This is a genomic window from Gemmatimonadota bacterium, assembly GCA_016714015.1.
Classification (GTDB): domain Bacteria; phylum Gemmatimonadota; class Gemmatimonadetes; order Gemmatimonadales; family Gemmatimonadaceae; genus Pseudogemmatithrix.
In genome coordinates, this window is the sequence record JADJNZ010000001.1 from 1,013,201 (window position 1) to 1,033,168 (window position 19,968).

22 protein-coding genes are annotated in these 19,968 nt (G+C 71.4%); 13 read left to right on the top strand and 9 right to left on the bottom strand.

The features are described 5' to 3' along the window. The 3 genes from IPJ78_04295 to IPJ78_04305 are packed head-to-tail and all read right to left on the bottom strand — an operon-like array spanning position 1 to position 2,451. Positions 1-1,119 (bottom strand): PDZ domain-containing protein, encoded by a 1,119-nt coding sequence (locus tag IPJ78_04295; protein ID MBK7905766.1) that lies wholly within the window; start codon positions 1,117-1,119, stop codon positions 1-3. Next, positions 1,119-1,895: a hypothetical protein gene (locus IPJ78_04300; protein ID MBK7905767.1), complete on the bottom strand. Its 777-nt coding sequence runs from the start codon at positions 1,893-1,895 to the stop codon at positions 1,119-1,121. The genes IPJ78_04295 and IPJ78_04300 overlap by 1 nt, the downstream gene beginning before the upstream one ends. Continuing rightward, entirely contained in the window at positions 1,876-2,451 is a 576-nt protein-coding gene (locus tag IPJ78_04305) for a sigma-70 family RNA polymerase sigma factor (protein MBK7905768.1), read from the bottom strand. Before IPJ78_04305 ends, IPJ78_04300 begins: the two co-directional genes overlap by 20 nt. Positions 2,452-2,813: 362 nt before the next feature. Here IPJ78_04305 and IPJ78_04310 point away from each other — a divergent pair, with 362 nt between their 5' ends. Next, positions 2,814-3,995, top strand: coding sequence for a serine hydrolase (locus tag IPJ78_04310; GenBank protein ID MBK7905769.1), 1,182 nt, complete (start codon positions 2,814-2,816; stop codon positions 3,993-3,995). After that, positions 3,992-4,333: a metal-sulfur cluster assembly factor gene (locus IPJ78_04315; protein ID MBK7905770.1), complete on the top strand. Its 342-nt coding sequence runs from the start codon at positions 3,992-3,994 to the stop codon at positions 4,331-4,333. Before IPJ78_04310 ends, IPJ78_04315 begins: the two co-directional genes overlap by 4 nt. Before the next feature lie 85 nt (positions 4,334-4,418). On the opposite strand, the gene IPJ78_04320 is transcribed toward IPJ78_04315, so the two are convergent. Further along, complete coding sequence (locus IPJ78_04320) at positions 4,419-5,600, bottom strand: ribonuclease D (GenBank protein ID MBK7905771.1); 1,182 nt, start codon at positions 5,598-5,600, stop codon at positions 4,419-4,421. A gap of 97 nt (positions 5,601-5,697) precedes the next feature. On the opposite strand from IPJ78_04320, the gene IPJ78_04325 reads away from it, so the two are divergent. From IPJ78_04325 to IPJ78_04340, 4 genes are all read left to right on the top strand, one after another. After that, entirely contained in the window at positions 5,698-5,919 is a 222-nt protein-coding gene (locus tag IPJ78_04325; protein ID MBK7905772.1) for a hypothetical protein, read from the top strand. Next, on the top strand, positions 5,916-6,923 hold the full coding sequence (locus IPJ78_04330; GenBank protein ID MBK7905773.1) for an AI-2E family transporter: 1,008 nt from the start codon (positions 5,916-5,918) through the stop codon (positions 6,921-6,923). The genes IPJ78_04325 and IPJ78_04330 overlap by 4 nt, the downstream gene beginning before the upstream one ends. 4 nt (positions 6,924-6,927) lie before the next feature. Further along, positions 6,928-7,731: an alpha/beta fold hydrolase gene (locus IPJ78_04335; GenBank protein ID MBK7905774.1), complete on the top strand. Its 804-nt coding sequence runs from the start codon at positions 6,928-6,930 to the stop codon at positions 7,729-7,731. 83 nt (positions 7,732-7,814) lie between these two features. Then, a complete protein-coding gene (locus IPJ78_04340; GenBank protein MBK7905775.1) occupies positions 7,815-8,381 on the top strand; it encodes an isoprenylcysteine carboxylmethyltransferase family protein in 567 nt (188 codons plus the stop codon). A 102-nt stretch (positions 8,382-8,483) separates the two neighbouring features. Here the strand turns inward: IPJ78_04340 and IPJ78_04345 are convergent, their stop codons facing one another. Next, positions 8,484-8,747 (bottom strand): ferredoxin family protein, encoded by a 264-nt coding sequence (locus IPJ78_04345; protein ID MBK7905776.1) that lies wholly within the window; start codon positions 8,745-8,747, stop codon positions 8,484-8,486. 125 nt (positions 8,748-8,872) lie between these two features. On the opposite strand from IPJ78_04345, the gene IPJ78_04350 reads away from it, so the two are divergent. Beyond that, the gene (locus tag IPJ78_04350) at positions 8,873-9,349 is read left to right on the top strand and encodes a (2Fe-2S)-binding protein (protein MBK7905777.1); all 477 of its coding nucleotides are present in this window, start codon (positions 8,873-8,875) and stop codon (positions 9,347-9,349) included. After that, positions 9,346-11,625, top strand: coding sequence for a xanthine dehydrogenase family protein molybdopterin-binding subunit (locus IPJ78_04355; GenBank protein ID MBK7905778.1), 2,280 nt, complete (start codon positions 9,346-9,348; stop codon positions 11,623-11,625). Before IPJ78_04350 ends, IPJ78_04355 begins: the two co-directional genes overlap by 4 nt. Positions 11,626-11,664: 39 nt before the next feature. On the opposite strand, the gene IPJ78_04360 is transcribed toward IPJ78_04355, so the two are convergent. Together IPJ78_04360 and IPJ78_04365 are read right to left on the bottom strand one after the other, a co-directional pair. Continuing rightward, on the bottom strand, positions 11,665-11,973 hold the full coding sequence (locus tag IPJ78_04360; protein ID MBK7905779.1) for a YhbY family RNA-binding protein: 309 nt from the start codon (positions 11,971-11,973) through the stop codon (positions 11,665-11,667). After that, positions 11,970-12,518 carry a M23 family metallopeptidase gene (locus tag IPJ78_04365; GenBank protein MBK7905780.1) on the bottom strand — a complete coding sequence of 183 codons (549 nt, stop codon included), beginning with the start codon at positions 12,516-12,518 and terminating at the stop codon, positions 11,970-11,972. Before IPJ78_04365 ends, IPJ78_04360 begins: the two co-directional genes overlap by 4 nt. 136 nt (positions 12,519-12,654) lie before the next feature. Between IPJ78_04365 and IPJ78_04370 the strand changes: the two genes are divergently transcribed. Then, the gene (locus IPJ78_04370) at positions 12,655-13,275 is read left to right on the top strand and encodes a thioredoxin family protein (GenBank protein MBK7905781.1); all 621 of its coding nucleotides are present in this window, start codon (positions 12,655-12,657) and stop codon (positions 13,273-13,275) included. On the opposite strand, the gene IPJ78_04375 is transcribed toward IPJ78_04370, so the two are convergent. Beyond that, entirely contained in the window at positions 13,224-14,132 is a 909-nt protein-coding gene (locus tag IPJ78_04375) for a hypothetical protein (protein ID MBK7905782.1), read from the bottom strand. The genes IPJ78_04370 and IPJ78_04375 overlap by 52 nt on opposite strands. Positions 14,133-14,298: 166 nt before the next feature. Here IPJ78_04375 and IPJ78_04380 point away from each other — a divergent pair, with 166 nt between their 5' ends. Beyond that, complete coding sequence (locus IPJ78_04380; GenBank protein MBK7905783.1) at positions 14,299-15,186, top strand: ChaN family lipoprotein; 888 nt, start codon at positions 14,299-14,301, stop codon at positions 15,184-15,186. A gap of 16 nt (positions 15,187-15,202) precedes the next feature. Here the strand turns inward: IPJ78_04380 and IPJ78_04385 are convergent, their stop codons facing one another. After that, complete coding sequence (locus tag IPJ78_04385; GenBank protein ID MBK7905784.1) at positions 15,203-16,273, bottom strand: hypothetical protein; 1,071 nt, start codon at positions 16,271-16,273, stop codon at positions 15,203-15,205. Positions 16,274-16,285: 12 nt separating this feature from the next. On the opposite strand from IPJ78_04385, the gene IPJ78_04390 reads away from it, so the two are divergent. The 3 genes from IPJ78_04390 to IPJ78_04400 all read left to right on the top strand — a co-directional run bounded on the left by IPJ78_04390 (position 16,286) and on the right by IPJ78_04400 (position 19,841). Further along, positions 16,286-17,257 carry an FAD binding domain-containing protein gene (locus IPJ78_04390; GenBank protein ID MBK7905785.1) on the top strand — a complete coding sequence of 324 codons (972 nt, stop codon included), beginning with the start codon at positions 16,286-16,288 and terminating at the stop codon, positions 17,255-17,257. Between the two features lie 137 nt (positions 17,258-17,394). Next, positions 17,395-18,567 carry a hypothetical protein gene (locus IPJ78_04395; protein ID MBK7905786.1) on the top strand — a complete coding sequence of 391 codons (1,173 nt, stop codon included), beginning with the start codon at positions 17,395-17,397 and terminating at the stop codon, positions 18,565-18,567. 194 nt (positions 18,568-18,761) lie between these two features. Continuing rightward, a complete protein-coding gene (locus IPJ78_04400; GenBank protein ID MBK7905787.1) occupies positions 18,762-19,841 on the top strand; it encodes a lyase in 1,080 nt (359 codons plus the stop codon). Positions 19,842-19,968: the final 127 nt, after the last annotated feature.

Genomic DNA, 19,968 nt, shown 5'->3' on the forward strand with positions numbered 1-19,968 from the left:
TCAGCGCCGGCCCCACTTGAAGCTGATCGTCTTCTTCTCCTTCATCCGGACGACGCTCAACGTCGCCTCGCGTTCGTCCATCGCGCCGAGCATCTGCACGAGCATCATCGGCGTGGCGACGGGAGCACGACCGACGGCCGTGACGACATCGCCGCTCTTGAGGCCGGAGAGCGAGGCCGGCGTGCCGCTGGCGACGGCGCTGACGATCACACCCTGGCGCACGCCGAGCACCTCGCCCCAATCGGCATCGAGCATCTTGAACTCGGCGCCGCCGAAGTACCCCACCGCCGTGAGGTTCTGCGCGCCGGGGCGGAAGATCTCGATGCGCACGTTGCCGACGTCCTCGCGCGGGTCGATCTCGTCACCGCGCAGGATGAGGCGCCGCGGTCCGGTGCCCGGCTCGTCGACGACGATCCGCCCCGGTCCGGCGATGCGCATCGGCACGAGGGCGCGCTCGAACTCGCCACACGAATCGCCGAACCCTTCGGGTCGGCGGGCGATCACCAGCGCGTACTCCTTCACTTGCCCGTTGCGATCGACCCGCACCGTCATGGAGCGCCCCGGCAGGAGCTGCGCCGACACGTCCGGCGTGCGCTCCGTCGCGTCGAGGCCGGCGAGCGCGAGGATCCGGTCGTTGCGCTGGATCCCGGCGCGTTCCGCCGGCGATCCGGGCTCCACGCTCGTCACCGTGGTGCCGAGGGACTTCGGCTCGTCGTTCTCGACCTTCCACATGTTCGTGAGGTTGAGCCCGAGATATCCGGGTGGCCGCGGGGCACCCTCCTCGATGCAGCGCGCCTGCACGGCGCTCATGATGGCGAAGCCGTCGCGGGCGTGGAGCGCGAGCTGCTCGTCGAGCCGACGGCGCCCGGCGACATCGTTCTCGGGAAGGGCGCGCAGCTCGCGGAGCAGCTGCGCCTCGCGCTCGCTCCAGGCGGTGACGGTGCGCTTCACCGACTCGACGTCGGCCACGAGGAGGCGCTCGACGAGCGAATCCGAGCGCAGCATGCGCCGTTCGGTCATACGGACGGTCTGCGTCTGCGCCTCGAGGGCCGCGCCGGAGACGAGCACGGCGCCGAGCGCGACGAGGGTGCACGTGGTGTGGCGCATGGTGGCGCGCATCAGTAACGCTCCAGCCGGCGCGTGTCGGGGGCGGACGCACCGATCTGGCGGAGCGTCGCCTCACGGGCGCCGAGCGTCGTGAGATAGTACTGGTTGAGCATCGGGTCCTGCGGCGAGCGATAGAGCGCCGAGCGCGCGGCGGCGGCGATCTCGTCGAGCGCGACGAGGCGCGCCTGGTACGAGTCCTCGTTCATGCCGATGAAGCGCGAGGTGGTGTCCTGCGACGCGAGGAACGACGCCGCCCGCTCGTACTGCTGCTGTGCGGTGGTGAGGACCATGAGCGCCTCGTCGGCGCTGCGGAAGCTCGGCGCGGCGGCCGCCGTGGCGATGGGACCGCCGGCGACGGGCCCGAGCGGGGACGGAACGCCGGCGGTCATCCGCCCGACGGCGGCGCCACCGACCACGAGCGCCAGGCCCGCGGCGGCTCGCATCGCCCACACCTGCAGCGCCGGCCGGCGTTCGGCGAGCGGCATCACCGGCGCACCCGCGAACGACGGCGTGCGCGCGGGGACACCCGCCACCGCGCCCGGCATGCCCGACCGTTCGAGCCGCGCCCGGTCGACGATGATCCCCTCGGCGCGGAGCTGCGGCGCCAGCGCCGACCAGGCGGTGAGCGGTTCGGTCGGGATGGGCGCCATCGCCGCCATCCGCGCGAGGCGGCGATAGGCGGCCACTTCGGCGCGGCAATCCCAGCAGCCCGCGAGGTGCGTGGCCTCGTCCGCGGTGGGCGTGTCGTCCGCGATCGCGGCGAGTCGGTCAGTCGAGAGATGTGACATCAGCCTGGTCCTTCGCCGGCGAGGAGACATCCACGAGATGCGCGAGCAGCCGGCGAAGCTTCGCGCGTGCCTTGAACAGTTGGGACTTCGAGCCCCCCGCGGTGATCCCCAGCTCCTGGGCGATCTCCTCGTGGGTATAGCCTTCCACGTCATGCAGCACGAACACCGTCCGGGCCCCCGGCGAGAGCCGCTGGACCGCCTCGTCGATGCTCTCGGCGAGGAAGCTGCGGTCCATGTCGTCCTCGATCGCGACGGTGTCGTCCTCCATCACCGTCTCGATCTTCGCGAGCCGCCGCACCGAGCGCAGCGCATTGAGCGTGCGATTCACCGCGATCCGGTGCGCCCACGTCGAGAACTGCGAATCCCCCCGCCAGCTCGGCAGCGCGCGGAAGATCTGGATCCAGACCTCCTGCGCGATGTCCGCCGCCTGATCGGGATCCCCGACCAACCGGCGCACGACCGCATCGATGCGAGGCGCATGCGCGACCCAAAGGGCGCGCAGCGCCGCCTCATCGCCATTGATGGCGCGGCGGATGGTGAGGGGGTCGGTGGCCATACCTGACGGTTGATGAGTCACGTGCGCCCACCGGAGGGTTGCCCGGAGGAGCGAAGAGCGAGGGGAAGGAGCGAGGATCGAGGGAGAGGGCGAGGAGGTCCGAGGGGGAGGGAGAGGGAGAAGGAACGCCGAGACTGTGATAGTACCCGGTTACCCCCCGCATCCCCCGGTCGTCGCGCGTAAAGGTTGCACTTCCCCGCATCCCGCCTCAATTCCGTACTCCGTACCGCCCGTACGATCCGCATCGCGCTTCCCCCCGCATCCCGCCTCGCCCTCCCGCAGTGTTCATCCCTCTCGTATCCCTCGCCGCCGTCCTGACGTTCGGGAAGGGCCTCCCCTCCGGAGCCCCCCGCACCGTCGGCATGTCCGCGGATCGCCTCACCACCGTTGACCGGGTCGTCCGCCGCGGCATCACCGCCGGCGCCTACCCCGGGGCATCCGTCGTGGTCGGGCGAAAGGGCTACGCCGTCTGGCAGAAGGGCTACGGCCGGCTCGGTTGGACCACCACCAGCCCCGCCGTCGTCCCGGAAGAGAGCATCTACGACCTCGCCTCCCTCACGAAGGTCATCGCCACCACCACCGCCGCGATGATCCTCTACGACGAGGGCAAGCTCGACCTCAAGGCCCCCGTCCAGCGCTACCTGCCCGAGTTCACCGGGGACATGAAGGACCAGGTGACCATCGAGCACCTCCTCACGCACCGCTCCGGCCTCGCGCCCGGGCGGCAGCTGTGGAAGACCGCCCGCACCCCCGCCGAGGCCAAGCAACAGGTCCTCGAGTCGCGCCTCCAGCAGCGCCCCGGAGCCCTCTACAACTATTCCGACCTCGGTCCTGACATCCTCGGCTGGGTCATCGAACGCATCAGCGGCCAGTCCCTCGACCAGTTCACCGAGTCGCGCATCTTCGCGCCGCTCGGGATGGACGACACCGGCTGGCGTCCGGCGCGCGCGCTCGTCCCGCGCATCGCCCCCACCGAGGTCACGCCCCCGCGCGGCTATCCCGTGCGCGGCGAGGTCGCCGACGAGTCGGCCTTCGCGCTCGGCGGCATCGCCGGACACGCCGGCCTCTTCGGCACCGCGACCGACCTGAGCGTCTTCGCGCAGATGATGATCAACGGCGGCGAGTACGAGGGCACCCGGATCGTGAAGGAGGAGACGGTGCGCCTCTTCACCACCGAGGTGCAGGACCATCGGGCCCTCGGCTGGGAGGTCGCCGCCGGGGAGCGTGGGGCCGGCGAGTACCTGAGCCACAATGCCTTCGGGCACACCGGCTACACCGGCACCTCGATCTGGATCGACCCCGACCGCGACCTCTTCGTGATCCTCCTGACCAACCGCGTGCACGCGGCGCGTGCGCGACGGCCGGGGATCATCATCGCCGACGTGCGGCATGACCTCGCCGACGCCGCGGCACTGGCCGTCACCGACGAACCGCTCCTGCGCCAGGTCGCGTGGCCGCGTACCTTCCGGGTGGATCAGGCCGCGGACTGGACGCGCGGCCGCCCTCTCCCCAAGCGTCCCACGACGAAGGCGAAGCGGAAGTGACCGACACAGCAGAACCGACGGGTGCGCTTGGCGCGCCGGGCGCCGTCTCCGAGGACCAGGTCAAGCTCGCGCTGCGCCGCGTGAAGGACCCCGAGCTCAACCTCAACATCCTCGACCTCGGCCTCATCTACGCCATCAAGGTCGAGGGGAACGACGTGAGCATCGACATGTCACTCACCTCGCCCGGCTGTCCGTCCGGCCCCGAGATCATGACCGAGGCCGAGGCGCAGCTGAAGGCGATGCCGGGCGTCGGCAACGTGGCGATGAACCTCGTCTGGTCGCCGCCCTGGACGCCGGACCGGATCGAGCCGCGGGTGAGGGCGTATCTAGGATTCTAGGCTAGGCTGAAGGATGAAGGATGAAAGCAAGAACGGCGATGCGGGATTTCCCCGCATCGCCGTTCGCACTTTCAACCTTCCACCTTCAACCTTCTTCCTCCCTGTACGGCGACTCCTTCTTCCGCCAGGGCCCCAGCGCCTTCACGAAGCCCGCACCGAGTTCCGCGATCTGCCATTTCCGGAACTCCGGGATCGCCTCCAGTGCCGCGACCTCGCTCGGCAGCAATCGCGCGACCTGCTCCATCCGGTCACGCGAACAGAGCACCCCGGGATCGAGGTCGAGCCGCGTCGCGGCCTCGTCGCGCACGGACTTGAGCGCGCCGACCTTGTGGTCGAACTCCGGATCGCGGTCCCAGCGCGCCGACTTGGGGAAGCGCGGCAGGTCCGCCTCGGCGACCTCCTGGCCGCGCGCGATCGCGGCGAGGATCTCGTCCGCGGCGCGCTCGAGGATCCCGCGCGGCATCCCCTTCAGCTTGCCGAGCGCGTCCTTCGTGGTCGGGAGCGCGCGGACCGCGTCGAACAGCACCTCGTTGCTCACCACGCGGAAGGTCGCGCGGTCGAGCTTGAGCGCCGTCGCATCGCGCCAGATCACGAGCTCCTTGAAGATCGCGAGCTCGCGGCGCGTGAGGTCGCGCGCGCCCTTCACCTTCAGGAACGCGTTCGACGGGTCGTCCGCGGCCCACCCGATCTGCTCGAGCCGGAGGAATTCCTCCTGCGCCCACGCGAGTCGGCCCTTCGCCTGCAGCTCGCCGTGCAGGATGTCGCGCAGGCCGAGGAGGTGCATCGTGTCCTGCGCCGCGTAGTCGAGCATGTCCGCGGTGAGCGGCCGCATCGACCAGTCGGCGCGCTGGTGCTTCTTGTCGAGCTTGAGCCCGAACGACCGCTCGAGCAGCGCCGCGAGCCCGAAGGCCTTGATGCCGAGCAGCTGCGCCGCGATGCGCGTGTCGAACACGTTGCGCACCTGCCAGCCGTAATCCTGCCGGAGCAGGCGCAGGTCGTAGTCGGCGTCGTGGAAGACGATCTCGACCTTCGGGTCCTCGACCATCTCGCCGAGCAGCGCGGGCGCTGTGATCGGCAGCGGATCGATGATCGCATGCTGGTCGCGGGTGCTCAACTGGACCAGGTAGACTCGGTCGATGAAGCGGTGGAAGCTCGCCCCTTCGGTATCGAGCGCGAGGATCGCGGACTTCCGAACGGACGCGAGCCAGCGCTCGACGGCGGCATCCGTGTCGAGGTAGGTCGCGGTGGGCGTGGCGGCGCGCGTCACGAGGTGGCGGGATTCGTCTGCATTCGTGCGGCGCAATCTAGCCCGTTGTCGCGCGTCGCGGGCCTTGCCTCGCTCGGCGCGGGTCGGCTGATTCCTCATGAGCCCCCACCCCACGCCCGTGTCCAGCGCCAACCCCGCCCCGATCCAGCCCGTCTCGCAGTCCGACCTGGTCCGCGCCGCCCTCGTGGTGGTCGCCACCCTCGTCGGTCTCCAGCTCCTCTGGGCCGCGCGCTTCCTCGTCCTCACGACCTTCCTCGGCGTCCTCTTCGGCCTCGCCGCCGGGCAGGCGGTCGACTGGATCCCGCCCGCATCCGCGTGAAGCGCGGCGTCGCGGCCTCCGGGGTCGTCTTCGGCACCGTTCTCCTCCTGCTCCTCATCGCCGCCTGGACGGGCCCGACCCTCGCGACGCAGTCGCGCGAGCTGAAGACCAAGCTTCCGGAGGCCGTCGCCACACTCGAGCGGTGGATGGCCGCGCGCCAGCCGGCGCTCCTCGATCTCGTCGCCCCGCCCGACACCGGAGTGGCGGCCGCGGTCGACGCTGCCGAGGCCGCGAGCTCCGCCGCCGCGCCAGAGGGCGGCCGACTCATCGGCGCGATGGCCGACCACGCCCCCGCCGTCTCCAAGCTCGCCTTCGGCGTGCTGCAGTCCACCATCGCCGTCCTCGGCGCCTCGGTCCTCGTCGTCTTCCTCGCCGTCTACATCGCCGCCGACCCCGATACCTACCGGCAGGGCCTGCTGCTGATGATCCCGCATGAGCGGCGCGACCGCTTCGGCGAGCTCCTCACCGCGCTCGGCGGCGCGCTCCGCACCTGGTTCGCCACGCAGCTCATCGCGATGGGCGTCATCGGCGTCGTCACGACCATCATCCTCGCCGTCATCGGCGTCCCGGCCGCGCTCCCGCTCGGCGTGCTCGCCGGACTCTTCGAGTTCATCCCCAACGTCGGCCCCACGCTCAGCGCGATCCCCGCGATCCTCATGGGCCTCACCGACTCGCCCCGCATGGCGCTCGTCGTCGTGGGCGTCTACTGGCTCATCCAGTTCCTCGAGAACAACCTCCTCATCCCGTACCTGATGAAGGAGCAGCTCGACCTGCCGCCGGCCCTCACGCTCGTGACGCAGGTGGTGATGGCCTACGTCTTCGGCTTCCTCGGCCTCTTCGTCGCCATCCCGCTCCTCGCGACGGTCTTCGTCGGCGTGCGGATGTTCTGGGTGGAGGACGACCTCCCGCCGCTCCCGACCGTCGAATGGCCCGCCGCGCGACGGACGCAGATGCTCGCCATGATGTCGGCGCTGCCCGACCTCGAGGAGCCCGACCAGAAGTGACCGCATGATCGTCCGGACCGCGTTCGGCCCCGTCGGCCACGACGAGGCGGGGGCCGGCGAGCCGGTGCTCTGGTTGCACGGCTATCCGCTCGATCGCGCGCTCTGGGCGCCGCAGCTTGCCGACCCCGCGCCCGGGTTCCGGTACCTCGCGCCCGACCATCCCGGATTCGGCGAGAGCGCGCGCATCGCGTCCACCACGCTCGACGCGTGGGCCGATTGGGCGGTCGCGTTCCTCGATGCCCTCGGGGTCGGCCGCGCAGTGGTCGGCGGCCTCTCCATGGGCGGGTATCTCGCGCTGGCGATCTGGCGCCGGCACCCTGATCGCGTCCGCGCGCTCCTCCTCGCCGACACGCGCGCCGGGGCCGACAGCGCCGAGGTGCGCGCCAAGCGCGACGAGATGAAGATGGTCCTGCTCTCGCAGGGCGTCGGCGCGGTCGCCGATCGCCTCATCACCGGCATGGTCGGCAAGACCACGCGCGCGCAGCGCCCCGAACTCGTCGACCAACTCGACGCGATGATGCGCCGCAGCAGCGTGGACGCCGTGAGCGACGCGCGCGAGGTCCTCCTCGGCCGCCCGGACGCCACGCCGACCCTGGGGACCATCAGCGTGCCGACGCTCATCGTCTGCGGGGACGAGGATGTGCTCACGCCGGTCGCCGAGTCGCGGGCGCTCCAGGCCGCGATCCCGGGGAGTCGGCTCGAGGTCATCGCCGGTGCCGGCCACGTGAGCAACTTCGAGGCGCCAGCGGTGTTCAACCGCTTGCTCAAAGCCTACTTGACGGCCACCATTCGGACTGGCCCAACCTGACCCCGGATCCCCTCCTGAAGAACAACGCCTCCTCCCCCGCCCCGAGCGCCGCCGAGCAGACCCCGGCCGCGCGCGTCGGCGCCGTGCTCTTCCGCAATCGCGGCTGGCTCCCGGTCCCGTTCCTGCTCATCCCGCTGCTCGCACCGGGCGCGATGTCGATGCAGATGACGGTCTCGGGCGCGATCCTCATGGTGCTCGGCGAGGCCTGGCGCATGTGGGGCGTCGCGACCGCCGGCACCGTGACCCGCCGCCGCTCGCGCGACGTGCAGAAGCTCGTGAACCACGGCCCCTTCGCCTGGAGCCGGAACCCGCTCTACGTCGGCAACTTCCTCATCTGGATGGGCGTGATCACCATCTCGGGCGTGCTCTGGTTCCTGCCGGTCGCGATCCTGCTCTTCGCGGTGGAGTACTTCTACATCGTGCGCTACGAGGAGGGCGTCCTCGAGAGCATCTTCGGGAAGGAGTACCTCGAGTACAAGCAGCGCACGCCGCGCTGGATCCCCACCCCGCCGTCCGGCGGGAGCGCCGGCGAGTTCTATTGGGCGGAGGCGTGGCGCTCGGAGATCTCGACCTTCGGGCAGTACGCGATCATCCTGGGGCTCTTCTGGGCGAAGATGCGGTACTTCCCCGGCGGAGTGATGCATCTCTGAGAGCAGGATGAAGGCTGAAGGATGAAGGGAGAAAGCAAAGGGCGCCGGACTCATCGTCTGGCGCCCTCTCTTTCATCCTTCATCCTTCCACCTTCATCCGCACTAGCGCGTCGGCCGCCCCGGCTTCGGATCCTTCTTGAACGCGTCGCGGTTGATCTGCACGTACTGCTTCATGTTCGCCGGCACGTCCTCCTCCGGGAAGATCGCCGTCACCGGGCACTCCGGCTCGCAGGCGCCGCAGTCGATGCACTCATCCGGCTGGATGTAGAGCATCTCGGGACCCTCGTAGATGCAGTCCACCGGGCAGACGTCCACGCAGGACTTGTCCTTGGTGTTGATGCAGGCTTCGGTGATCACGTACGGCATGGCATCCTCGGTGGAGTTGCGGTCGCGGGTCGCTACGCAGGCAAGATAACAGCCGAAGGACGTCCCGACACCCCGGTACGTCACCACCCGCCATGACGCTGGACAGTCCTTGCATCCTCCCATAAATCCCTGACGTGCACCTCACCGTCAACGGCCAGCCCGTCACCGCGGACCCGCCGGGTTCCGCGACCCTGCTCGACCTCCTCCGCGACACGCTCGCGCTCACCGGCACCAAGCGCGCCTGCGATCGCGGGGAATGCGGAGCGTGCACGGTGCTCGTGGACGGACGCCCCGTGTACGCCTGCCTCTCCCTCGCCCACGGGTGCGACGGGCAGGAGGTGCGCACCATCGAGGGGCTCGGCGCGCCCGACGCGCCGCATGCGCTGCAGGAGGCCTTCGTCGCCGAGGACGCGGCGCAGTGCGGCTTCTGCACGCCGGGCCAGCTCATGGCCGCCGCCGCGCTGCTCTCAACCAATCCCGATCCCACCGACGACGAGGTCGTCGCGGCGATGAGCGGGAACCTCTGCCGCTGCGGCACCTATCCGAAGATCGTGCGGGCGGTCCGGCGCGCCGCGGCCACCCTCCGCGGACCCGCCGCATGACCGAGCCCAAGCGCCGCTTCATCAAGACCACGGTCGAGGTCGAAGGCCGCACCGAGGAGCGCGTGGTGGAGGTCCCGGCCTTCGAACCCGAGCCGTGGGGACCGGATGCCCCGCTCACGCACGTCGGTGCGCGTGCCCGACGCGCCGATGGCATGCGCAAGGCGACCGGGAATCCCGGCTACACCACCGACCTGCGCCGGCCGCATCAGGCGTACGCCGCGATCGTCCGCGCCACCACGCCGCGCGGCAAGGTGACGGAGATCGACGTGAGCGCCGCCCGCGCGCACCCCGGCGTGCTCGACGTGATCGTCCACGCCGACGTGCCGCCGCGCACGCGCCTCTTCTTCCCCGACATCACGTATGTCGGACAGCCGATCGCCGCGGTCTGTGCCGAGTCGCAGGAGGCCGCGGACGCCGCCGCACGACTGGTGCGCGCCACCGTCGAGACCGCCGCGTTCGCCGTCACCGTCGAGCAGGCGCTCGCCGCCGGCCCCGTGCGTCCGCGCATCGAGAGCAACCTCGCCGGCGGCAAGCCCGAGATCTCCGAACGCGGCGATGTCACGGCGGCGCTCGCCGCGGCCGAGGTCGTGATCACGCGCGAGATCACCACGCCCTGCGCGCTGCACAGCGCGATGGAACCGCACGCCGCGGTCGCCGAGTGGGAGGGCGGGAAGCTCACCATCTGGGAGAGCACGCAGGGCATCTTCCGGGTGCGCGACAACGTCGCCAAGGCGCTCGGTGTGCCGCTCACCGACGTGCGCGTGATCTGCGAGGCGATGGGTGGCGGCTTCGGCGCCAAGAACTTCGCTGGCGCGCACACCTACATCGCGGCCGTGCTCGCGAGACGCCTCGGTCGCCCCGTCATGTGCGCGGTGGACCGCGAGGGCGAGCAGATCGACACCGGCAACCGCCCGAGCTCCTGGCAGAAGGTCACGCTGGGCGCCACGAAGGACGGCCGCCTCGTCGCCATCGACCTCGAGGCGCGCGTCCCGCTCGGCGTGGGCGGGATGGAGGGCGGCCCGAGCGGGATCTTCCGCGAACTCTACGCCTGCCCCAACGTGCGCACGCATGAGACGTTCACGTACGTGAACACCGCGGCGATGGCGGCCTTCCGCGCGCCGGGTCATGCGGAAGGCTCGGTCGCGCTCGAGCTCGCGATGAACGCGCTCGCGAAAGAGCTCGCGCTCGACCCGCTCCTGCTCCGTACGCGCAACCTGGCGACACGCGACCAGCGGAAGGATCGCCCCTACACCGGCAACCGGCTCGCCGAGTGCTACGCCGAAGGGGCGCGCCGCTTCGGGTGGGACGGGCGCGCCGCCCTCAAGCCGCGGGCGAAGCATCTCAAGCGCGGCTTCGGCGTCGCGGCGCAGGTGTGGGCCACCGGCGGGGGCCCGCCCTGCTACTGCACCGTGCGCTTCAACAACGACGGCACCGCCGACGTGATGGCGGGCTCGCAGGACCTCGGCACCGGCACGCGCACGATCCTCGCGCAGGTCGCCGCCGAGGCGCTCGGCCATCGGCTCGACGGGGTGCGCGCCGTCCTCGGCGACACCGAGAGCGCGCCGTACGCCGGCAACTCGTGGGGCTCGATGACGGTCGCCTCGCTGGCGCCGGCGGCACGCATGGCCGCCGAGGACGCGCGCCGCTCGCTGCTCGAGGCCGCCGCCGGGCTCCTCGGCGTCTCCCCCGCCGACCTCGAGACGAAGGACGGCCGCGTGATGGTGCGCGACACCGACCGCTCCATGAGCTTCGCGGAAGTGACGGGCAAGCTCGGCAACGTGATGATCCAGGGGCACGGCTCGCGCGGGCCCAACCCGCAGGACATGGCGATCGTCACCACCGGCGCGCAGTTCGCCGAGGTGGAGGTCGATGTCGAGACCGGCGTGGTGAAGGTCCTGCGCATCGTCGCCGTGCACGACGCGGGACGCATCGTGAATCCCACGCTCGCCGAGTCGCAGCTCGAGGGCGGGATCATCCAGGGGCTCGGCTTCGCGCTCTTCGAGGAGCGGCGGCTCGACGCGCGGTGGGGTCTCCCGCTCAACGTCGGCCTGCACGACTACAAGATCCCGACCCTCGCCGACATCCCGGCGATCGACGGGCACTTCCTCGACGGCGCCGATCCGCAGGCGAACCACGCGGGCGTCCGCGGCATCGCCGAGCCGGCGATCATCCCCACCGCGCCGGCGATCGCGGGCGCCGTCGCCGACGCGCTCGGCGTCGAAGTGCACGATCTCCCGCTCACGCCGTGGCGGGTACTCGGCGCGATCGTGCGCTGAGCGACAGCACGCGCGCCGCAGGTCGCGGCGCGCAACGGATCACTCGCGCCAGGGCGGGACGCCGGCCTTCCGCTTGAGTTGCGGGTTCATGCGATAGAAGGTCGCCGTCTTGCCGATGGTCTGGATCACCTCGGCCTTCACGCGCCCCGCGAGCTGGCGCGCCGCGTCCTTCGCCGACATGTCGGCGGTCTTGTTGAGCTGCACCTTCACGAGCTCGCGCGTGCGGAGCGCGTCGTCGAGCGCCTCCGTCACCGTGTTGGAGAGCCCCTCCGTCCCCACATGCACCGTGGGGCGCAGGCGATTGCACTCCGACCGCAGCGCGGCGCGTTCCTTCCCGGTCATCGTCATCGTTCTCGTCCCGTGCGTCGGAGGTAGGGGATGGGGTTGATCGGCTCGCCGCTCCAGTAGCGGCCGCCCGCGCCCATCCGCATGAGCTGGAAGTGCAGGTGCGGCGCGTTCGCGGGGGCGTTCCCCGTCGTGCCCACCGTCCCGAGGAGTTGGCCGCGGTGCACGCGCTGCCCTTCGGCGAGTCCGTACTTCCACTCGTCGAGGTGCGCGTAATAGTACACGAATCGCCGCGCCGGGTCGCTCAGGTAGATCACCTTGCCACCGAGCTCGTTGCGCGTGATCCGCAGGATGATCCCGTCATCGGCCGCGACGACGCGCGTCCCCTTGCGCGCCATGATGTCGAGCGCGAGATGCGCGCGCCCGCCGCTGCGTGGCGCACTGTAGGTGTCGCGGAGCGCGCCGCGCTTCACGCCATGCACCGGCACCATCAGGTCGCGCGAGCGGAGGTACTCGGCGTCCGTCAGCGGGCGCGGCCGTGCGTCGGCGCGCGCGCCGCTGCAGGCGGCCAACAGGGTGCACAAGCCGAGGATGAGGACTGAGCGCATCTCATCGGCTAAACGAGCGCCGCGCACGGCCCGTCACGACGTGTGCGCGCGACCCGCACGGGCGCGCCCCGCGGAACTCCGGCCGAGGGCCCCGGATAGGTCGGGTGTCACCCCACTCCGATTCAAGGTTCGCCCGATGCCCGCCTCATTCCGCCTGAGCGATGCTCCATCCATGGACGACACGCTCCTCGACACCTATCAGAACGGCTGGACGTTCGACGAGATGGTGGCCGCGGCCACGCAGAACGTCGACAACTATCGCATCACCCGCTCGCGCGCCGTCGCGGCCCCGGAGTACGCCACGCGCGTCGAGGCCACCGGCCGTGACTGGCACCTGCTGAGCGTCACCGAGGACTGGTGCGGTGACAGCCTCAACACGCTGCCCTGGGTCGATGCGCTCGCCGAGAGCTCGCCGCGGCTCTCCCACCGCCTCATCCGGCGCGACGAGCACCTGCCGCTCATGGATGCGCACCTCACGAATGGGCGCACCCGTTCCATCCCCATCGTGATCCTGCTCGACGACCAGTTCGTGGAGCGCGCCTGGTGGGGACCGCGTCCCGCCGAGATGCAGGCCTGGTTCGAAAGCGCCGAGGCGCAGGCGTTGTCGAAGGACGAGCGCTACAAGGTGCTGCGCACGCGCTATGCGCGGGACCGCGGCAAGGCGATCATGAACGAGCTCGTCGCGATGATCGAGACCGCCGCGAGTCAGACGGTCGTCGCGGACTCCGCCACGGTGCACGCCGCGCCCCAGGCGTAGACCCGGTCGCGCGCGCGGCCGGTCACCTCGCGCGCGACGCCGGCGGCCACGAGCCGGTCGAGCGCGTCGGCCGCCGCAGGGCGCGAGCAGTCGAGCGACTCGGCGAGCGCCGGCATCGTCGTCACGAATCGCACCCGCAACACGTCGAGCGCGCGTCGCGCGGTGATGGCGGCGCGCCCCAGCCCGTCCAGTCGCACCGTCTCGTCGGCCAGCCCGCCGATCAGCGACTCGATGCGCTGCCGCACCCCCCGCGCGCGCCTCGCCACCGCCGCGAGCCCGAGGCGCTCCCACGGCGCTGCATCGCCCGCGCGCCAGGACGCGAGCGCGACCTGCCGCTCGTCGGCCGGGACGTCGGCGAAGGGGAGCAGTCGCACGTGGTCAGCGCGACCGCCGGCGCAGAGCGCCAGCGCGGCGACCGCTTCGCCCAGCGCGGGATCGGGACTCCACGCCGCGGCATCGAGCGCACGCGCGAGCACGGGGCGTTCTGTCCCGACCTCACGCCAGATCGCTTCCAGCCGGGGCCGTTCGGTGTAGGTTGAAAGGGCGGGTGCGACGATCGCGAAGCGCTGCGACGCGAGTGGGGCACCACTTCGGACCCGGCGCTCCTCGGAGCGGATGAGATCGCGCCAATGCAGGACGGCTGCCGGAAGGTCGGCATCGTGCAGCGGATCCCCATCCGCCGCGGCGAGGGCGTGAAGCGGGACCGGACTCGCCCCATCGGAGGCGAGTCGGCCGAGTTGGGCGATCGCCCCGAGCCGGAGGGCTTGGGCGACGGCCGGCGGGGCATAGCCGGCAATGGCGTCGAGGCGGCCGAGCTCGTCCGCGGCCTCTTCGATTAGCCTCGTTGAACTTGCCATGACCAATGTTAGTGCTACAAAACTGTTTTAGATAGTGCAAATGCCGCGGTCCAGTGAGCGAAAGTCACTTTTCATACAATATTTAATGCGCTCAAAGCTGTTTTTCGTCATCTTCGTGGCCGCCTTCAACGGCGCGTCGGCTCAGACCGCCCCGGCGGCTCAGCCTGTGCCAGCCTCCCAAGCGACCGCGGGCTATGCCGCCCACCGCGTCTACGACACCAAGAAGAAGCGGTTCATCGACTTCGAGTCGATGGCCGCCTCCCTCGCCCGCGCCGACATCGTCTTCCTCGGCGAACAGCACGACGACCCGCGCACCCATCAGCTCCAGGCGGCGGCGCTCGACGCGATCGCGCGACGCCGCACCGGCCCGATCGTGCTCGCCCTCGAGATGTTCGAGCGCGACGCGCAGCCGAGCCTCGACGCGTACCTCGCGGGGACCCGCTCCGAGGCCGACTTCCTCGCCGCGGCGCGTCCCTGGCCGAACTACCAGGCCGACTACCGTCCGCTCGTCGAGTACGCCCGCGCCAAGGGCTGGCCGGTCGTCGGTGGCAACGTGCCGCGTCGCCTCGCCTCGGTCGTCGCGCGCCGCGGCCTCGCGGCGCTCGATTCGCTCCCGGCGACCGACCGCGCGTTCATTGCGAAGGACCTCAAGTGCCCTCGCGACGCCTATTGGGACCGCTTCAAGGCCACGATGGGCGACATGAGCGGCCACGGGATGCAGCTCTCGCCCGAGCAGGCGGACCAGATGGTGTGGCGCACCTACGAGGCGCAGTGCGTGAAGGACGAGACGATGGGCGAGGCCGTCGCGGCCGCTCATCTCGAGCGGCGCGCACTCGTCATCCACGCCAACGGATCCTTCCACTCGGACTACCGCTTCGGCACGGCCGAGCGGGCCAAGTGGCGCGCGCCGTCGGCGCGGATCGCGGTGGTGAGCTTCGTGCCGGTCCCCGACCTCGATACGGTCGATGCCCGCGCGCAGCGGAAGCTCGGCGACTACGTCGTCTTCACGCTCGCCACGCCGAAGCCGGCGCCGGCCGCGGCCTCGACGCCCTGAGGCGCCGCCCGGCGCCTCAGAGGTCTTCCCACACGAACCCGACGGCGAGGCGCACGAGCCGCTTCTTCTGCGCGTCGTAGCGCAGGAGCGTCGTCCCGCCGGCGCGGTGCGCGCGTCCCACCGCGGCCACGTCATCGAGCCCGTCGCCGTCGAGGTCCGCGGCGTGCAGCAGGTCGTGGACCTTGAAGCGCAGGTCCTCCACCGCGAGCGGCGTCGCCCGGCCGAGCGAGTCCACGAGCACCACGCGCTGCCGCGTCCACTCCGCGCCACCCGCACGGAGGCTCACCGCGAGCATCGCACGCCCCGCGCCGAAGCAGCCGCTCACGCGCGACGACGACGCCGTCACCCGCTTGGCGAGCCGCTCGTAGATCGGCGGGCCGAGCGCCCGGAGCGAGGCCTCGAGCGAGTCGCGCACGAACTTGAGGCGATCGGCGAACGCGCCCGCGATCGGGGCGCGCACGCAGGGCGCGACGCCCGCGTCGGTCATCGCGAGTGCGGGCGTCGGCGCCGGTGCCGGTGCCCCCGCCGGCGCTGACACCGCCGCACCGGTCGCGCCGAGCCGGAACGCCGAGGCCGCCACGGTCGCCTTCGCCTGGGCCGCGCTGTCCATCGTTGCGCTCCCCGCGAGCACGAGCACGATCCGTCCATTCCAGGTATCGACGCCGCTCGCGCGCACGCGCTCGGTCCCCCACGGCGCGCGGAGCGTGAACTCGGTGCCGACCTTGATCGGGGTCGCCGCCGCCACCGCCTCGCGATACGCGGCCGCGACGGCGCTGTCCTTCCGGACCTCGAGGTCCACGCGCCCGATGTCGAGCAGCATCCGCTTGCCGCGGCTCGCCGCGACGAACCAACTTTCGCCCGTCGGCGCGAAGACGAGGTAGGGGCGCACGCTGTCGGGGCGCACCGTGGCACCGCCCTGCGTCGGCGCCGTCGCGCTCGGGCCCGCTCCGGTGGCCGGCGCCGACGCCTGGGCGTTCGCGATCGTCGCCGTCGCGGTGAGCGCAGGCGCGAGCGCGACGATCGAAGCGATGGCGCCGAGCCCGAGTGTCCGCAGCACCCTGCCGTGTTCCCTGATCTGGTCTCTCATGACGCGCGAAATATGACGAGCTTCGCGTACCTCCGCGCCGCCACCCTCCCCGACGCCCTCGCCGCGCTCGGGGATCCGGGCACGCGCGCGATCGGCGGCGGGACCGACCTGCTCCCCTGCATCGACGAAGGGGTCGTGCGGCTCACGCGCGTGGTGGACGTCCGCGACCTCCCCGGCGCCGGCGACATCACCCTGCGCACCGACGGGTCAGCGCGGGTCGGGGCGGGGGTACGCCTCGCCGACCTCGCCGCGCACGCCGGAGTGCGCGCGCACTTCCCGCTCCTCGCCGATGCGGCGGCGGCGGTGGGGTCGCCCGCGCTCCGCAACATGGGCACGCTCGGCGGCAACCTCGGGCAGCGGATGCGCTGCTGGTACTTCCGGCGCGGCGTCGCCTGTTTCAAGAACGGCGGCGACCGCTGCGCCGCGTACGCCGGCGAGCATGAGTACCACGGCATCATCCCCGGCGGGAGCTGCCACGCGGTGCATCCGTCCGACCCGGCGGTCGCCCTCGAGGTGCTCGACGCGCAAGTGGAGATCGCCGGCCCCGGCGGGGCGACGCGGCGCTGCACCATCGCCGAGCTGTACGCCGGCGCGATGGATGACCCGCACGGCGAGATGACGCTCGGGGCGGGCGAACTCATCACCGCGGTCGAGCTGCCGGCCGCCGCGGCCGATGGCGTGCAGCACTGGGAGAAGATCATCCAGCGCGGCGCGTGGGACTTTTCGCTCATCGCCTGCGCAGCGGCGCGGCGCACCGACGGCTCGGTGCGCATGGCCCTCGGCGGCGTGGGGCTGGGACCCTGGCGCATCGCGCACTCGGTGGAGGAGGATGTCGCCTCGGGCGGTCTCGACGAGGACAGCATCGATGCGCTCGCCGAGCGCGCGATGTACGACACCGTGCCGCTCGCGCGGAACGGCTACAAGGTCTGGATGGCGCAGGCTGCGCTGCGGCGCGCGATGCGCGCGATCGGGGCGGCGAGCTAGCGCTCAAACCCTTCCGTGGGACGAACGGTCGAATCGGGATGACCAGATCGGCAGGGGCGCGAAACCGGGGGAACGGGACGCGCCGTAAGGCCTGCATCGACCGACCCTTCACCCGAGTCCTCCGGATGTCGCCCTTCATGTCGCTCCGTCATTCGCTCGTCGCCGCCGCCACGCTCGCGGCCGCGCTGCCCCTTGTCGCCATCGCGCAGCCGCGCGACGCGGACACGCGCTACGTGATCTCCATCGGCCATCATCCGCGCGTCGACGGCATCCGGATCAACTTCCGCGACCGCGAGTTCGACCTCGTGCGCGGCGCCAACATCACCCTCTGGACGCCGTATCGCGATGCGGAGCTCGGCGAGGTGCGCGGGCTCGCCCTCGGGCTCCCCGCGACCGGTGCGGGCGGGCTCACGGGCTTCGGCATCGCACCGGTCGGCCTCGCCATCGAGCATGACGCGCACGGCATCATGCTCGGCGGACTCGGCATCGGCGCGGGCGGCGAGCTGCGCGGCATCAGCATCGGCGGCATCGGCGCCGGAGCGGGCGGCGGCGTGCGCGGCCTCGCCATCGGCGGCATCGGCGTGGGATCGGGCGGCGACGTGCGCGGCATCGCGCTCGGCGGCATCGGCGCCGGGGTCGGCGGCAACGTGCGCGGGCTCGCGGCCGGCGGCATCGGCGTGGGGGCGGGCGGCAACATCCGCGGCATCGTGATCGGCGGCATCGGCGCGGCGGCGGGCGGCGACCTGCGCGGCGCGGCGATCGGCGGCATCGGCGTGGGGGCGGGCGGCGATGCGCGCGGCCTGCTCATCGGCGGCATCGGTGCCGGCGTGGGCGGCGACGTGCGCGGCATCGCGATCGGCGGCGTGGGCGTCGGCGCGGGCGGTGATGCGCGCGGCATCCTGATCGGCGGCGTGGGCGTCGGCGCGGGCGGCAGCGTGAACGGCATCGCGATCGGCGGCGTGGGCGTCGGGGCGGGTGACCGGATCCACGGCGCGGCGATCGGACTCGTGGGCGTGGGGTCGCCGCGCATCGAGGGCCTCGCGATCGGCGGCTACGTGCGCGCGGAGGAGGTGCGCGGGCTGATCATCGCGCCGGCGCTCTTCCGGTCGTTCGAGAGCGCGGACGTGCGCGGCGTGATGCTGTCGGGCGTGACGATCACGAACGGGCACCACAAGGGGCTCGCGATCGCGGTGGTGAACTACGCCGAGTCGCTCGACGGCGTGCAGCTCGGCGTGCTGAACATCGTGCGCGAGAACCCGGCGGGGCGGCGGTGGTTGCCGATCGTCAACTGGGGCAATGGGGGGCGGTGAGTTCCTTGATGAAGGCGGAAGGATGAAGGGGGGCCGGCCGTGCGGCCGGCCCTTCCTGCTTCCGGCGTCCGGCCATCCCGCGGCTGGCGTTTCCGGCGACGCGAGCGCAACGTGCGGAGGGGCTCCTGCGTTGCTGCGGGAGTCGGGGCGCGCCTCGGGTGACGCCCGTCATCATCCGATCCGGAGGTAAGGGCATGCGCGCTTCTTCGTTCACCTCGTTCACTTCGTTCGCTTTGTCGCGGAAGGTGCGGTCGCACGTGCGGTCGCTCTCGGTCGTCGCCGCGCTGCTGGTCCCCGCGATCACCCCGGCCCCGCTCGCGGCACAGGGGGCGCCGGTGCCGAACGCCGAGTGGGAGGTGCCGTGGGGAGCGGGGGGTCGCCCGCGCGATCCGTTCGTCGCGCCCGACGGGCAGGTCTGGTTCGTGGGGCAGGTGGAGAACTACATCGCGCGCCTCGATCCGCGCACCGGGGAGTTCAAGCGCTTCGAGATCGACGCGGGGACCAATCCGCACAACCTGATCATCGACCCGAGCGGGAACGTCTGGTACTCGGGGAACCGGAACGGGATGATCGGGAAGCTCGACCCGCGCACCGGCGAGATCACCCGCTTCCCGATGCCCGACCCGCGGGTGCGCGACCCGCACACGATGGTGTTCGACGCGAAGGGGGACATCTGGTGGACGGCGCAGCAGTCCGGCGCGGTGGGCCACCTGGAGACGCGCACCGGGAAGTACCGCATCGTCTTCACGGGCGAGGGGACCAAGCCGTACGGGATCGTGCTCAACTCCAAGGGCGTGCCGTGGTTCAATCTGTTCGGCACGAACAAGATCGCGCACATCGATCCGGCGACGATGGCCGTCACGACGATCACGCTCCCCGACGAGCGCGCGCGCGGCCGGCGCATCGCGGTCACGAGCGACGACGTGATCTGGTACACCGACTACACGCGCGGCTATCTCGGGCGCGTCGATCCGCGCACGAACGCGGTGACGGAGATCCCGATGCCGGCCGGCGCGGGCTCGCTGCCGTACGGGATGGCGTCGGATGACAAGGACCGCATCTGGGTGACCGAGGGCGTGCCGAACAAGGGCGCGCGGCTCCTCGGCTACGATCCTGCGACGCGGACCTGGTTCGCGAGCACGCCGGTGGGACGGCCGGAGAACAACGTCATCCGGCACATGTACTTCGACAAGAAGACGGGACTGCTCTGGTTCGGGACCGATCAGGGGACGATCGGGCGGGCGGAGGTGTCGAAGGTGAGGACGGCGATGTGAGATGGGATGAAGGCTGAAGGAGGAAGGGGGGCAGGCCGTGCGGCCTGCCCTTCGCGCATTCCAGAGCCTGTGTGATGGAAAGGCGAGGCCGAACGGCCTCGCCCCCTTCATCCTTCAGCCTTCATCT